Consider the following 14,598-nt stretch of genomic DNA (forward strand, 5'->3'; position numbering starts at 1 on the left):
ACTGTCGGGCTCCAGCCTAGGGCACCGGGAGCTGTGCGGACCCACCGGGTTCCGGGCAGCGGGCAGGTTTTCCACAGGCGACCGGTGCGGCCCTCTGGTTGAGCCCCTCGGGTGGCAGGATCGCGGACGTGAGCAACGAGCGCGGACTCAGCAGCGGCGTCCAGGTGGCGGTGCTGTTCCCGGTCGCGTTCAGTGTGCTCCTGCTTGCCCTGCAGTGGGCCTTCGTGTCGTGGGCGGACGCGACGGCGCTGGCGGCCGCCCAGGACGGTGCCCGCGCGGCCGCCGGCTTCAGGGGGAGCGCGGCGGCGGGTGACCGGGTGGCCCTCGACGCGGCGGACAACGGCTCCCTGACGCAACTGGCGGTCGACGTCGAGCGCGGCGGGGCGCACACCGTCGTGACGGTCTCGGGGCGGGCCGTGTCCGTGGTGCCCGGGTGGGCGCCGCTGGTCACGAAGTCCGCCGAGGTCCCGACCGAGAGGTTGACGGGATGAGGCGCCGGGACCAGCGGGGGATGGCGGTCTCCGTGGAGGCCGCCGTCGTGATCCCCGCACTCATCCTCTTCGTGGGGCTGGTGGTGATCCTGGCCCGCGACGCGCTGGCGCAGCAGGCGGTCGGGGCCGCGGCCGCTCAGGCGGCGCGCTCGGCGTCCATCGAACGCACGGTGGGCGAGGCGCGGGACTCGGCCGCGGAGACGGCGCGCACCGCCCTGCGCGACGGCGACCTCGCCTGCACCGAGCAGTCCGTGAGCGTCGACGCCCGCGGCCTGACGGCTCCGCTGGGCAGTGCGGCCCGGGTCACGGTGACGGTGTCGTGCACGGTCGCGCACGACTTCGGGTTCCCCGGATTCCCCTCGGAGCACACCATCGTCCAGACCCGTGAGTCTCCTGTGGACACCTATCGGGGACGCTAGTCTGAGGTGATGGCTCAGTACTACGACGTGCACCCTGACAATCCCCAGCCGAGGTCGCTGACGCAGGTGAGCAAGATCCTCTCCGACGGTGGTCTCGTGGCCTACCCCACGGACTCCTGTTACGCGCTGGGCTGCCTGCTCGGCAACGCGGAGGGGCTCGAGCGGATCCGACGCATCCGACAACTCGACGACAAGCACCACTTCACGCTGGTGGTTGACAAGTTCGCCAAGCTCGGGCCCTGGGTGGACATGAGCAACCGGGACTTCCGCGCCATCAAAGCCGCCACCCCGGGCAGTTACACGTTCATCCTGCAGGCCACCCGTGAGGTGCCCAAGATGATGCAGCACCCGAAGAAGAAGTCCGTGGGGGTGCGCATCCCTGACCACCGCACCACGCTCGCGCTGCTGGAGACCCTGGGTGCGCCGTTGATGAGTTCCACGCTGTTGCTGCCGGGCCACGAGGACCCGCCCACGGACGGCTGGACCGTCAAGGAACTCCTGGACCACGAGGTGGACGCGGTGCTGGACTCCGGCGACTGCGGCGTCGAGCCGACCACCGTGGTGGACCTGACCGGCGAGCTGCCGGAGGTGGTCCGGGTCGGAGCCGGTGATCCCTCGCTGTTCGAGTAGCCCCCTAGGGCGCCAGGTGGGTGGCCTCGCCCGCGACGAGGGTGGCCAGTGCACCCGGCATCTCGAACCGGCCGGCCAGCAGTTCCTCCGGTGACAGCGGCACCAGGACGAGGTCCGCGGGCTCGCCGACGGCCACCCGGGACCGGGTGCTGGCGGCCAGGGCCTCGCGCGGCGTGATGGCCTGGTCCGGGTGATGGGTCCGGTTCACGGCACTCTCCAGCGACAGCCACGGGTCCAGCGGGGCGGCCGGGGCGTCGGACCCGAAGCGGAGCTCGGCACCGGCGTCGAGCATGGCGCGCAGCGGATACAGGTTGGAACCTGCGTGCGGCCAGATCCGGCCCACCAGGTGCTGGTCGTCGATGAGGTGGGAGGGCTGGACGCTCGCGGCCACCCCGAGCGGCGCGAACCGGACCACGTCGGTGGGGGAGACCAGTTGGGCATGCTCAACCGAGCCGATGGCCCCGGTGGCCTCGAACGCGTCGAGCACCAGCCGGGCCGCCTCGTCGCCGATGGCATGCACCGCCGCGCTGACACCGTGGGCCCGCGCACTCGCCAACAACTCGCGCAGCTCATCGGGGGTGAAGTTCGTCCGGCCGTGGGACAGGTCGGGGAGCGGATTGGAGTAGGGCTCCGCGCAGAAGGCGGTCTTCGTGCTCATGGAGCCGTCGAAGATCACCTTCAACGGGCCCACCGACAACCGTTCCCCGAGGCGGTCGCCAGTGCGCAGCCCCTCGGCGACGAGCCGTTCGAAGTCCTGCCGGTAGGTGGCCGCCTCGACATGGAGGGTGAGCGGGCCGGCGGCGGCGCGGCGTGCCCAGGCGCCGATGGCCCACTGCATCTCCATGTCTACGATCCCCACCAGTCCGCGGACGGCGGCGGCCTTGGCGGCGCGGGCGACGGCGTCGTCGAGCAGTGAGGCCAGGGAGCGCATCAGGTTGGAGATGGCGCTGAAGGCGTCGTCCTCCAGCAGGAACCCGGTGCTGGGGCCGGTGACGCCGGCGGTCTCAAGGGCGGCGGTGTTGAGCCATGCCGAGTGCATGTCGCGGGCTATCAGGGCGATCGGGAACGGGGCCACCTCGTCGAGCATCACGGCCGTCGGGGGCACCAGCCAACTGCCGGAGCGGAACCCGAAGCCGACGACGGGCTCCTCGCCCGGGGTGTTGCGCACGTGGGCGCGGACGGCCTCGACGGTCTCCTCGGCCGTGGCGGTGGGGGACAGGTCGAGGCACTCGGTGATGAGGGCGTGGGTGGAGAAGTGGGTGTGGGCGTCCCAGAGACCGGGCAGCAGGAGCGCGCCGTCGGCGTCGATGTCCCCGCCCGGTCCGCTGGTCGCCACGAGCGAGGTGATGACCCCGTCCTCGACGCGCACGTCGACGGGGCCCGCACCGTCCTGGGAGAACCCGGGCAGGAGCCGGGCGCGGCTGATCAGCACTGCAACCTCCTTGGACGACGCTCCCCCTACACTCACCAGAATGGATTCACAGGGTGGGCCCCGTCCAATCGTGCCGGCATGGCCGGCCGTGGTCGTGCTGGGGCTGCTGGCGGGTCTGGTGGTGCTGGGTGCTCGGGTGGTGGACGAGCAGGAGTGCGGAACCATCGGTGACTGCCTGTCCAACGGCTTCTCCGCGCTGCTGCTCGGGTCATTGCTGGCGCCGGCTGTGGTGCTCGTGGGGATGCTCCTGCTCAGGTTCCCACGCCGTGACCTGCTCGTGTCAGCCCTGCTGGTGGTGGCACCGCAACTGCTGTGGCAGCCCGTCGAATTCCTGGCGGCGCTGAATCCAGTGCCCGGTACCGACTGGACGCTGTGGGTGGTGGCGGAGGCGCTGCTGGTCATCACTGCCTGGCTGCTGGTGCGCAGCGCCCCCACCCACCCGGTGCTCCGGGTGCTGCCCCTGCTGCTGGTGGTGGCCGTCGGGTTCGCGCTGGTCACAGTCGAGGACGGCCTCGAGCGTCGACGCACCATCGAGGAGGTCGGTGCGGCACCGGTCACGCTCCGGCTGGTGGACCTCGGCAAGGATTTCGAGGTGCGGAGCGTGTACGCCTCGCCCCGGGGCTACGTCTCGGTCTCCTACAGCGGCAAGGTGGCCGGGACCCACGCCATGCCGAAGGTGCTGCTGGCGCCACTCGCGGCTGCCGGTACCCCGTGCGAGGCGGCGGCTGTTGCCGGCCCACTCGGCTTCGATGCCCAGGCGTGCAGCGGGGACTCGTTCCTGACCACGGGTTCCCGCCACACGGCCGTGGGCGTGACGCGCGGCGACACGGTGCTGGTGGCCAGCATCAGCACCGACGACGCACTCGATGCCGGTTGGGTGCGGGGCCAGCTGCTGGCGGCTCCGGAGGTCAGCGCCGACGAGCTCGTGCCGTGACCCCCAGTTGCCCCGTGGTGTAGGAATTGGTCCATGACCAGCCGGATCGCAGCCAACCTCGCTTTCGTCGAGTCCAGGATCGAGGCCGCCGCCGCCCGCGTCGGTCGCTCCGCCGAAGAGGTCCGGCTGCTGCCGGTCAGCAAGACCAAGTCCCCGGCCGACGTCCTCGAGGCCCGTGCCGCCGGCTACCGCCGGTTCGGCGAGAACAAGGTTCAGGAGGCCCAGGCAAAGTGGACCGAACTGCGCGAGACCGACGTCGAGTGGGCCGTGATCGGACACCTCCAGTCCAACAAGGCTCGGTTCGTCGCCCAGTTCGCCACCGAGTTCCAGGCCCTCGCCTCCCTGAAGGTGGCCCGCGAGCTGGACAAGCGGCTCCTCGCCGAGGGACGCCGGCTGGAGGTGCTGGTGCAGGTGAACTCATCGGGGGAGGAACAGAAGTTCGGGCTGCCGCCCTCGGAGGTCCTCGCGTTCACCCGTGAGCTGTCCGGCTTCGAGGCCCTCGACGTGCGGGGCCTGATGACCCTCGCGCTGTTCACCGACGACCACGATCGGATCCGGGCCTGTTTCGAGGTGATGCAACAGCTCCAGCGGGATCTGCGGGACGCCGACGGTGGCGGTTGGGACGAGCTGTCCATGGGCATGTCCGGGGACTACGAACTGGCCATCGAGCACGGCGCCACGTGCGTCCGTGTCGGCCGGGCCATCTTCGGGGACCGGTTGGACCCTGACGACTACTGGCCGGGCGCCGCCCACTGAGGACCCCGGTCCCACCCAGAGGGGACCCCGGTGGGAGCCGTCGAGGACGGCCCTGCGGGTAGGCTGTCCGGCGGATCAGGCCATCCCGGGGCCGATCCCGCACCCCACCCGAGGAGCACGATGACCACCGAAGACACCCCCGTCCGCCCGGAGGCCCCCGCACACCTGCACGCGCCGGAGAGCATCGGTGCCTGGTTGGTCAGGCTGCTCAAGGGCATCGCCGTGGGCATCGGGTTCATCCTGCCGGGTCTCTCCGGCGGCGTCCTCGCGGTGATCTTCAAGATCTACGATCCACTCATCAAGTTCCTGGCCAACCCGTTCAAGCACTTCCTGCGCCAGTTCCGGTACTTCCTTCCCGTCGGGATCGGCGGCATCGTCGGCGTCGTCCTGTTCTCGATCGTCGTGGCGGCCGCCTTCGGACGCTACGAGGCGGCGTTCGTGTGCCTGTTCATCGGCTTCGTCATCGGAACCTTCCCCAGCCTCTGGCGTCAGGCCGGGGCGAAGGGCCGGGCGGCCAAGCACTGGATCATCCTGGGCCTGTCCGCCGCGTTCATCTTCGCGGTCATGCTCGTCGGCGGGGGCATGGACCTCAACGTGCCGCCCTCCATCCCGGTGTGGCTCGGCTCCGGCGCCCTCATCGGGCTGGGCGTCATCGTCCCCGGGATGAGCCCGTCGAACTTCCTGATCTACTTCGGCCTCTACGACAAGATGGCCGAGGGCATCAAGGACTTCGACCCGGCGGTGTTCATCCCGCTGTTCCTCGGGCTCGGCCTGTGCGTCGTGCTGCTGGCCAAGGCCGCCAACTGGGCCTTCGACAAGCACTACGCCGGGATGTACCACTTCATCTTGGGCATGGTGGCCGGCTCGTCGCTGGCGATCTTCCCCACGGTGGTCTTCGCACCCGGGGCGATCGAGAAGGCCGGCCTCAGCCTTGGGTTTTTCATCGCCTTCTGCGCGGTCATGCTGGTGCTGGGCGTCGTGGCGTCGTGGCTGTTCTCGAAGGTCGAGGACCGCTACGCCGGTGAGCGCGACGCCATCGACGCGGACCGCTGAGGGATCGGCCAAGGCGCATCCTCCATGTCGGAATCGGCGAGTTCGGCAACCACTGACTTGCCGGCATGCAACCATGGCTGTTGAGCTTCGAAGGGATCCAGATGAGCACTCCGTACAACCAGCCCTCGGGCGGCGACCAGCCGCATGGCTACGGCCAGCAACCGCAGGGCTACCCCCAGCAGGGCTACTCGCAACCGGGCTACTCGCAACAGCCTCAGGGTTACCCGCAGCAGGGCTATGGCCAGCAGGCGCCCTACGGCACCTACGGCGGTACCGGCATGTACCAGCAGGGCGGGGATCCTGAGGAGCGTCCCGCGACCCTCGGCCTGATCGGGATGGCCGTCGTCCTGGTGGCCGCCGTCGTGATGTGCGTGGTGGCATGGATGGCAGGCCAGGACATGGGCGAGCTGTTCCTGGCCGCGGGGGTGGACCCCGAGAACATGGACCCCGACGCCCTCGCCAACGACCCGGTCTTCCAGGAGTGGGTCGCCCGGGCGACCGGCCTGTGGAGCATCGTGCTGCTGTGTGCCGTCGGCGGCCTCGTGGGCTGGATCATCAGCATCGTGGCCACCGCCACGAGGCGTGGCCGCGGCTTCGGGATCGTCGGCATCATCGTCGGCGTGGTGGCCCCGATCGTCGCGTTCTTCGTGTTCGTCGCAGCGATGGTGCCGGCCGCCTCACAAATGACGGGGTGACACCGGGCCCGTCACCCAGGGGGTAGGATCCCTGAGGCTGAAAGGTGTGTGGATGAAGCAGGCGGGTTTCGACCGTGAGAAGTACCTCGAGATGCAGTCTCGCCACATCGACGAACGGCGCAAGCAGTTCGGGGGCAAGCTCTACCTCGAGTTCGGCGGGAAGCTGTTCGACGACCACCACGCCTCCCGGGTCCTGCCCGGGTTCACGCCCGACAACAAGATCCTCATGCTGGAGCAGCTGGCCGACGAGGTCGAGATCGTCATCGTCATCAGCGCGCTGGACCTGGCCGGCAACAAGTTCCGCGGAGACCTCGGAATCTCGTACGAGGCAGACGTGTTGCGCCACATCGACGTGTTCCGTTCCTACGGTCTGCACGTCGGCTCCGTGGTCATCTCCCACGTCACCGAGGAGAACCGGCAGGCACGCGCGTTCAAGCGCAAGCTGGAACGCCTCGGCATCAAGGTCTACCGGCACTACATCATCAAGGGCTACCCGAACGACGTTTCCCTGGTGATCAGCGAACAGGGCTACGGCCGCAACGACTACATCGAGACCAGCCGCGACCTCGTCGTCGTCACCGCGCCGGGGCCGGGCAGCGGCAAGATGGCCACCTGCCTCTCCCAGCTGTACCACGACCACCAGCGCGGGATCAGCTCCGGCTACGCCAAGTACGAGACGTTCCCCATCTGGAACCTGCCGCTGGACCACCCGGTCAACGTCGCCTACGAGGCCGCCACCGCCGACCTGGACGACGTCAACATGATCGACCCGTTCCACCTCGCCGCCTACGGGGAGCAGGTGGTCAACTACAACCGCGACGTCGAGGTGTTCCCCGTCCTCAACATGCTGTTCGAGCGGCTGCTCGGGACCTCGCCCTACAAGTCCCCGACGGACATGGGCGTCAACATGGCCGGCTACTGCATCTCCGACGACGACGTCTGCCGCCGGGCCTCCCACCAGGAGGTCATCCGCCGCTACTACAAGGCCCTCGTGCACGAGAAGCAGGAGGAACTGGACCCCGGCGTCTCGGACCGGATCGCGCTCCTGATGAGCACCATGGGGATCACCAAGGAGCACCGCCCGGTGGTCCTGCCCGCCCTCGAGGTGGCACGCCGCACCAAAGGACCGGCCGCCGCGCTTGAACTGCCGGACGGTCGGATCGTCACCGGCAAGACCTCGCCCCTGCTCGGGGCCTGCTCCGCGATGCTGCTCAACGCCCTCAAGGAACTGGCAGGCATCGACGACTCCGTGACGCTGCTGGCGCCCGAGCTGATCGAGCCCATCCAGCACCTCAAGACCGGGCATCTGGGCAGTCACAACCCACGGCTGCACACCGACGAGGTGCTGATCGCCCTCTCTGTGAGCGCCAACTCCGACGAGTACGCGCGCCGGGCGCTCGACGAGTTGCAGCAACTGCGGGGCTGCGACATCCACACCAGCGTGATCCTCGGCCCCGTGGACGAGGGCATCTTCCGCAACCTCGGCGTGCACGTCACCAGTGAGCCCGAGTACCAGACGAAGAAGCTCTACCGCCGCCGCTGAGGTTCCCCCTCGGCCTCAGTCTCACGGTCCGCGCCCCCGCGACCCGACACGCCGAAGAAATCGGGGGGAAAGGGGGCGGGCACCCCTTCCGTCGATTCTGCGCGGCGTGTCGGGTCGTCTGGCTCGCCGCACGCGTCGGGTGCAAATTGCTGCAAAACTGCAGAAGTTTCTCGGAAACGGCGCGGCGAGCCGCGGGTGTGCCTAGTATCTGCATCAGTTCTCGCAAGACGAAGGAGTCTCCCGTGCCTCGCACCACTGCACCCCGACGCACCCTGGCGTTGCTCGCCGCAATCCCGCTGGCGCTGGCCGGCGTCATCGCACCAGTCGCCGGGACCCCCGCGCGTGCGGCTGAGGGCGACCCGATCGTCGCCGGCTCGTTCCAGGGCGTTCTGGGTTGCCCGGGAGACTGGCAGGCAGACTGCCGCAACACCGAGCTCACCGAGACCGAACCCGGCAGCGGGATCTACTCCAACACGTTCACCCTGCCTGCCGGGGAGCACGAGTTCAAGGTGGTGCTGGACCCGAACTGGGAGACCTCCTACGGCCCGAACAACGACCCGGGGAGCAATGCCCGCCTGAACCTGCCCGCCGAGACGGACCTCACCTTCTGGTTCGACTCGTCTGCCCAGCGCATCGGCGTGACGGCGGATACGCTGGCCGACGGCGAGGGCATCGCGGAGGACGCTGACATCGCCCAGCCCGCCGTGCGCAACGCCGAGGTCGAGAACTTCTACTTCGTCATGACCGACCGGTTCGCCAACGGGGACGCCACCAACGACACCGGCGGCATCGACGGCGATCGCCTGGCCCATGGCTTCGACCCCACCAGCGAGGCCTTCTACAACGGCGGCGACCTCGCCGGGCTCGTCGAGCAACTCGACTACATCGAGGGCCTGGGCACCACGGCGATCTGGCTCACGCCGTCGTTCACCAACAACCCCGTGCAGGGCTCCGGTGCGGATGCCTCGGCCGGGTACCACGGCTACTGGACCACGGACTTCACCTCGATCGACCCGCACCTGGGCACCAACGCGGAACTCGAGGAGCTGATCGAGCTGGCCCACGCGCGCGGCATCAAGGTGTACTTCGACATCATCGTGAACCACACGGCCGACGGCATCGAGTACGCCGAGGGCAGCTACGACTACGTGGACACCGCCACCTCGCCGTACCGGGACGCCGACGGCAACGAGATCGACATCACCGCAATGGCCGGCAGCGACGAATGGCCCGCGCTGGACGCCGAGACGTCGTTCCCCTACACGCCCGTGCGGCGCGAGGGCGTGACCAAGACGCCGGAGTGGCTGAACGACGTCACGCTCTACCACAACCGCGGTGACTCGACGTGGGAGGGGGAGTCGGTGACCATGGGTGACTTCGTCGGCCTGGACGACCTCATGACCGAGCACCCGCAGGTGGTGGACGGCATGGTGGAGATCTACAAGGACTGGATGGACCTCGGCATCGACGGCTTCCGCATCGACACGGCCAAGCACGTGAACTTCGAGTTCTGGCAGGAGTGGACGGCCCAGATCTCCGCGTACGCGCAGCAGGTCAACCCGGACTTCTTCATGTTCGGCGAGGTCTACGACGCCGACCCGGGGCTGCTGTCTCCCTACGTGCGCAACTCGGACATGGACGCGACGCTGGACTTCGCCTTCCAGTCCGCGGCCACCAACTTCGCGAAGGGGTTCACCACCAGGGGACTGTCCGCGCTGTTCGCCGGCGACGACCTCTACCTCACGGCCGACTCGTCGGCGGCCGCCATCCCCACGTTCCTCGGCAACCACGACATGGGCCGCATCGGGTACTTCGTCGCTGGCTCCGACCAGCCCGAGCAGCGCTCCCTGCTGGCCCACGAACTGATGTACCTCACCCGTGGCCAACCGGTGGTCTACTACGGCGACGAGCAGGGCTTCGCCGGCTCCGGGGGAGACAAGGCCGCCCGCCAGAGCCTGTTCGGCAGCCAGGTCCCGATGTACCAGGACCAGCCGCTGCTCGACGGCACCACCCTCGGCGATGCTGACCGCTACGCCACCGACACCACGCTGTACGCGGCCATCGAGGACCTCGCGGCCCTCCGCGCGGCACACCCTGCGCTCGCGGACGGCGCGCAGTACGAGCGCTTCGCCGCCGACGGCGCCGGCATCTATGCCCTCTCCCGCGTGGCCGCGGACCAGAAGCTGGAGTACCTGGTGGCGCTGAACAACGCCACGGCTCCCAGCACCGCGACGTTCAACACCCTCACCCCCGGCGCCACCTACACGCCCATCCACGGCGGGGGCGACGTCGTCACCGCCGATGCCGACGGCTCGGTCACCCTCGAGGTGCCGGCACTGTCCGCGATGGTGCTGCTGGCCGACCGACAGGTGGCGGCCGGGTCCGGTGAGGTGACGCTGGACCTGCCCCACGGAGCCTCCGTCAGTGGGGACCTGTTCCCACTGGCCGCCACCGTCGACGACGACCGCTGGGCAGAGACCACCTTCGCCCACCGCACCCTGGCCGACGGGGCCGTGTTCGAGACCATCGGCGTGGCCGAGGACGACACCCCGCGCGTGTACGCGGACTTCTCGCAGTTCCCCATCGGAACGCCGCTCGAGGTGCGGGCCGTGCTCGCGGACGTGGACGGATTGGCCGGTGACTCGGCGCTGGTGTGGGTGGGGCAGGACCTCAGCCTGACCCCGGCTGCTGGTCCCGAGGAGCCCGGTGGCTCCGACGTCACCATCCCGGGCAGCCACAACGCGGCCATGGGCTGCCCCGCGGACTGGTCCCCGGACTGCGACCAGGCGGGCCTGGTTCTGGACGAGAACTCCGGCCTCTACACCGGGGTGTTCACCATCCCCGCCGGCAGCTACGAGTGGAAGGTGGCCTACGGCGGCTCCTGGGACGAGAACTACGGCGCCGGCGGCGTCCCCGGTGGTGACAATCTGACCTACACCACCGACGGCAGCCCCCTGCGGTTCTTCCACGACCCCGACACAAAGCTGTCCTGGGTGGTCCCGGTCTCCGACGTCGTGACCCTGCCCGGAAGCTGGCAGGCAGCGCTGGGATGCCCGGGTGACTGGCAGCCGGACTGCCTGGCCACCGCGATGCGTCCCCTCGGGGATGGGACGTGGACCTACAGCACGGACCAGCTCCCTGCCGGCAGCTACGAGATCAAGGCCGCCGTGGGCGGTTCCTGGGACGAGAACTACGGCGTCGGCGGAGTGCCCGACGGTCCCAACTACCTGGTCAGCACCGGTGCCGGTGAAGTGGTGACCATCACCTACGACGAGACCACGCACGCGCTGACCATCGAGGTGGCCAACCCGCCGCTGGCCGGAGTCGGCCAGGCCTGGGCGCAGTGGCTGACGCCCGAGGTGATCGCATGGCCGCGGTCGCTCGTGCCCGGCGACCTCTCCTCGTTCACTTGGTCCCTGCACCACGACGCCGACGGTGACCTCACCGTCGATGGGGGAGTGGCCGGTGGGGAGTCGGTGACCCTCACCTACGCCGGGGACCTGTCCGCCACGCTGGTGGAGCAGTACCCGCACCTGTCGGACTACATCGCGCTGACCCTGGACCCGGATGTGGCCGAGGAAGTGGTCGGCGGTGAACTCGTCGTCGCCGCCACCCAGGACGAGGAGCCGCGCGCCGCCACGTCGGTGCAGATCCCCTGGGTGCTCGACGAGTTGTATGCCGAGGCGCTGACCGACGTGGAACTCGGCCCGGTCTGGGACGGCAACGTCCCGACGCTGCGGGTCTGGGCACCGACGGCGGCGTCCGTCTCGCTGCTGCGTTGGCCCGCTGACGGCGCGGGTGACCCCGTCGTCGAGCCGGCCACCAGGGCCGACGACGGCACCTGGGCGGTGACCGGAGAGGCCGGTTGGAAGGACGCCCAGTACCTGTGGGCCATCGACGTCTACGTCCCGTCCGAGGACGCGGTGGTCACCAACGAGGTCACCGACCCCTACTCACTGGCGCTCACGCTGAACTCGGAGCGCTCCGTCCTCGTGGACCTGACCGACCCCGAACTGGCCCCGGCGCAGTGGAGCGACACACCGTCGCCCGAGGTTCGCAACGACGCCTCCCGGACCATCTGGGAACTGCACGTACGTGACTTCTCCATCGCCGACGAGACGGTCCCGGAGGCCGAGCGGGGCACCTACAAGGCATTCACCCGGACGGACTCGGACGGCATGCAGCACCTCGCGCAACTGGCCGAGGCCGGGATCGACACGGTGCATCTGCTGCCCACCTTCGACATCGCCACCATCGAGGAGGACCGCTCGCTGCAGGTGACCCCGGTAATCCCCGACGCCGGGCCGGCCTCGCCCGAGCAGCAGGCCGCCGTCGCTGCAGTCGCGGACCAGGACGCCTTCAACTGGGGCTACGACCCGTACCACTACACGACGCCGGAGGGCTCGTATGCCACCGACGCCAACCAGCTGGGCGGGAACCGAACCCACGAGTTCCGGGAGATGGTGGGGGCCCTGCACGCCACCGGCCTGCAGGTGGTCCTGGACCAGGTGTTCAACCACACCGCCGAGTCCGGGCAGGGCGAACGCTCCGTCCTGGACAAGGTGGTTCCCGGGTACTACCACCGCCTGTCGGCGGCCGGCACCGTGGAGACCTCCACGTGCTGCCAGAACATCGCCACCGAGCACGCCGCGGCCGAGAAGCTGATGGTGGACTCGGTGGTGACTTGGGCGCGTGACTACAAGGTGGACGGCTTCCGCTTCGACCTCATGGGTCACCACTCCCGCCAGAACATGGAGGCCGTCCGGGCCGCCCTGGACGAGCTCACCCCGGCCGACGACGGCGTCGACGGCTCTGCCATCTACCTCTACGGCGAGGGCTGGGACTTCGGCGAGGTGGCGGGCAACGCCCAGTTCGAACAGGCCACCCAGGGCCAGCTCGGCGACACCGGGATCGGCGCGTTCAACGACCGGCTCCGTGACGCAGTCCACGGCGGTGGCCCCTTCGACGAGGACCACCGCGTCAACCAGGGCTTCGGCACCGGCCTCTACACAGACCCCAACGGGCTGAGCGGGGCCACCGAGGCCGAGCAGCTAGCCACCCTGCAGCACCAGGCGGACCTGGTGCGCATCGGGATGGCCGGGAACCTGTCCGACTACGCCTTCGTGGCCTCCGACGGCAACGAGAAGCGCGGCGACGAGCTGGACTACAACGGCCAGCCGGCCGGTTACGCGAGCCAACCGCAGGAGTCGGTGAACTACGTCGACGCCCACGACAACGAGACCCTCTACGACCTCGGCATCATGAAGCTGCCAGTCGACACCTCGATGGCCGACAGGGTGCGGATGAACACCGTCTCCCTGGCCACCGTCGCGCTGGGACAGTCGCCGTCGTTCTGGCACGCCGGTACCGAGATCCTGCGCTCGAAGTCGCTGGACCGCGACTCCTACAACTCCGGCGACCACTTCAACGCCGTGGACTGGAGTCTGGAGACCAACACCTTCGGCTCCGGGCTGCCGGTGGAGGAGAAGAACGGCGACAAGTGGCCGATCATGGGCCCGCTGCTCGAGAACCCCGCGCTTGATCCCGATACCGCCGCCATGGAGGAGTCGTTCGCGCAGGCCCTGGACCTGTTGCGGCTGCGCAAGTCGACGCCGTTGCTCACCCTCGGCTCGGCAGACCTGGTCCGGGAGCGGGTCTCGTTCCCCGGGTCCGGGGCCGACGCGGTGCCCGGCCTGGTGCTGATGGCCGTCGACGACCGCGGCGCCGAGCACGCCGTGGACGTGGACCCGGAACTCGACGGGGTGCTCGTCGCCATCAACGCGACGCCCGAGGAGATCACCGTCGCCGTGCCCGAACTCGCCGGGCGCGAGTACGCGCTCAGCCCGATCCAGGCCGACGGTGCCGACGAGGTGGTCAAGGCGACGGCGTGGGTCGCGGTGGGTGGCGAACTGACCATCCCGGCGCGCACCGCCGCGCTGCTGGTGGAGGCTGCGGTGGAGGAGCCGGAGCCGAGCCCGTCGCCGTCGCCGAGTGTGTCGCCCTCGCCTGACCCGAGCGCGTCCCCGTCGCCGGAGCCGAGCGCCTCTGCGTCGGTGCCGGGCTGGTACGACCCGCACGGTGACCTGTACTCCACGCCTGGCTACCACCGGGTGAACGGGCGGCAGTGGTTCACCACCTGCGAGCCCTACTCGCAGACCATCCGGTGCCGCACCGAGATCCTGGCCACGCAGGTGGTGTTCAACGGACAGGCGTATGCGCAGGTCAACGGCTGGTACTTCAACAACCTGACATACCTGCCGATGATGAAGCGCTCCCAGTGGGCCGCCAATCCGCTCGGGTACGCGGGGGAGTGGACCGCCGCGGACGGGCGCAGGTGGCGCACCGAGTGCGACACCGCTGCCACGGGGCGGGGCGGCTGCCGCAGCTATGCCTGGTCCGGGTTCATCAACTCGGGACTGGACGCCTCCGGCAATCGGTCCTTCTTCCGCGGCCAGGGGTGGGTCTTCAACAACATCGTGCGCTTCCGATGAGCCACGTCGAGGACGAGTTCAAGCGGCTATGCCGTGTTGGGCGCGCTCGACGAGGCCGACGGTGGGATGTTCGTCTACGCGTTGTCGTTCGTCCCGGTGCTGGTGGGCGCCATCGGGGTCTCGCAGCGGAAGTTCTAGCGCGGGCGGCGTAGAC

The 14,598-nt window shown here is 69.3% G+C and carries 10 protein-coding genes; 9 read left to right on the top strand and 1 reads right to left on the bottom strand.

Translation table 11 applies throughout. From position 1 onward, the window contains the following. Positions 1–128: 128 nt before the first annotated feature. From ACYU7G_RS15400 to ACYU7G_RS15410, 3 genes are read left to right on the top strand one after another with little or no spacing between them, the layout of a single operon-like run. On the top strand, positions 129–491 hold the full coding sequence (locus tag ACYU7G_RS15400) for a TadE/TadG family type IV pilus assembly protein (protein WP_461109361.1): 363 nt from the start codon (positions 129–131) through the stop codon (positions 489–491). After that, a complete protein-coding gene (locus tag ACYU7G_RS15405; RefSeq protein WP_461109363.1) occupies positions 488–910 on the top strand; it encodes a pilus assembly protein in 423 nt (140 codons plus the stop codon). The genes ACYU7G_RS15400 and ACYU7G_RS15405 overlap by 4 nt, the downstream gene beginning before the upstream one ends. A 9-nt stretch (positions 911–919) precedes the next feature. Continuing rightward, positions 920–1,540, top strand: coding sequence for an L-threonylcarbamoyladenylate synthase (locus tag ACYU7G_RS15410; RefSeq protein ID WP_461109365.1), 621 nt, complete (start codon positions 920–922; stop codon positions 1,538–1,540). A 4-nt stretch (positions 1,541–1,544) separates the two neighbouring features. On the opposite strand, the gene ACYU7G_RS15415 is transcribed toward ACYU7G_RS15410, so the two are convergent. Beyond that, positions 1,545–2,972, bottom strand: a complete 1,428-nt coding sequence (locus ACYU7G_RS15415) for an amidohydrolase (protein ID WP_461109368.1) — start codon at positions 2,970–2,972, stop codon at positions 1,545–1,547. Positions 2,973–3,012: 40 nt separating this feature from the next. On the opposite strand from ACYU7G_RS15415, the gene ACYU7G_RS15420 reads away from it, so the two are divergent. The 6 genes from ACYU7G_RS15420 to pulA all read left to right on the top strand — a co-directional run bounded on the left by ACYU7G_RS15420 (position 3,013) and on the right by pulA (position 14,444). Continuing rightward, on the top strand, positions 3,013–3,906 hold the full coding sequence (locus ACYU7G_RS15420; protein ID WP_461109370.1) for a hypothetical protein: 894 nt from the start codon (positions 3,013–3,015) through the stop codon (positions 3,904–3,906). A gap of 33 nt (positions 3,907–3,939) precedes the next feature. Then, positions 3,940–4,662: a YggS family pyridoxal phosphate-dependent enzyme gene (locus tag ACYU7G_RS15425; RefSeq protein WP_461109372.1), complete on the top strand. Its 723-nt coding sequence runs from the start codon at positions 3,940–3,942 to the stop codon at positions 4,660–4,662. 120 nt (positions 4,663–4,782) lie between these two features. After that, positions 4,783–5,715, top strand: a complete 933-nt coding sequence (locus tag ACYU7G_RS15430; RefSeq protein WP_461109374.1) for a DUF368 domain-containing protein — start codon at positions 4,783–4,785, stop codon at positions 5,713–5,715. A gap of 101 nt (positions 5,716–5,816) precedes the next feature. After that, positions 5,817–6,410, top strand: coding sequence for a hypothetical protein (locus ACYU7G_RS15435; RefSeq protein WP_461109376.1), 594 nt, complete (start codon positions 5,817–5,819; stop codon positions 6,408–6,410). Between the two features lie 52 nt (positions 6,411–6,462). Next, positions 6,463–7,953: a DUF1846 domain-containing protein gene (locus ACYU7G_RS15440; RefSeq protein ID WP_461109378.1), complete on the top strand. Its 1,491-nt coding sequence runs from the start codon at positions 6,463–6,465 to the stop codon at positions 7,951–7,953. Positions 7,954–8,195: 242 nt separating this feature from the next. Next, positions 8,196–14,444, top strand: a complete 6,249-nt coding sequence (pulA, locus tag ACYU7G_RS15445) for a pullulanase-type alpha-1,6-glucosidase (RefSeq protein WP_461109380.1) — start codon at positions 8,196–8,198, stop codon at positions 14,442–14,444. The last annotated feature ends 154 nt before the right edge of the window (positions 14,445–14,598 follow it).

The sequence above is a fragment of the Tessaracoccus terricola genome (assembly GCF_054776555.1).

Excerpts from the sequence above, each read along its gene's own strand:
- ACYU7G_RS15405 (WP_461109363.1), top strand. The coding sequence starts at position 488 with ATGAGGCGCCGGGACCAGCGGGGGATGGCGGTCTCCGTGGAGGCCGCC.
- ACYU7G_RS15410 (WP_461109365.1), top strand. The coding sequence starts at position 920 with ATGGCTCAGTACTACGACGTGCACCCTGACAATCCCCAGCCGAGGTCG.
- ACYU7G_RS15420 (WP_461109370.1), top strand. The coding sequence starts at position 3,013 with ATGGATTCACAGGGTGGGCCCCGTCCAATCGTGCCGGCATGGCCGGCC.
- ACYU7G_RS15425 (WP_461109372.1), top strand. The coding sequence starts at position 3,940 with ATGACCAGCCGGATCGCAGCCAACCTCGCTTTCGTCGAGTCCAGGATC.
- ACYU7G_RS15430 (WP_461109374.1), top strand. The coding sequence starts at position 4,783 with ATGACCACCGAAGACACCCCCGTCCGCCCGGAGGCCCCCGCACACCTG.
- ACYU7G_RS15435 (WP_461109376.1), top strand. The coding sequence starts at position 5,817 with ATGAGCACTCCGTACAACCAGCCCTCGGGCGGCGACCAGCCGCATGGC.
- ACYU7G_RS15440 (WP_461109378.1), top strand. The coding sequence starts at position 6,463 with ATGAAGCAGGCGGGTTTCGACCGTGAGAAGTACCTCGAGATGCAGTCT.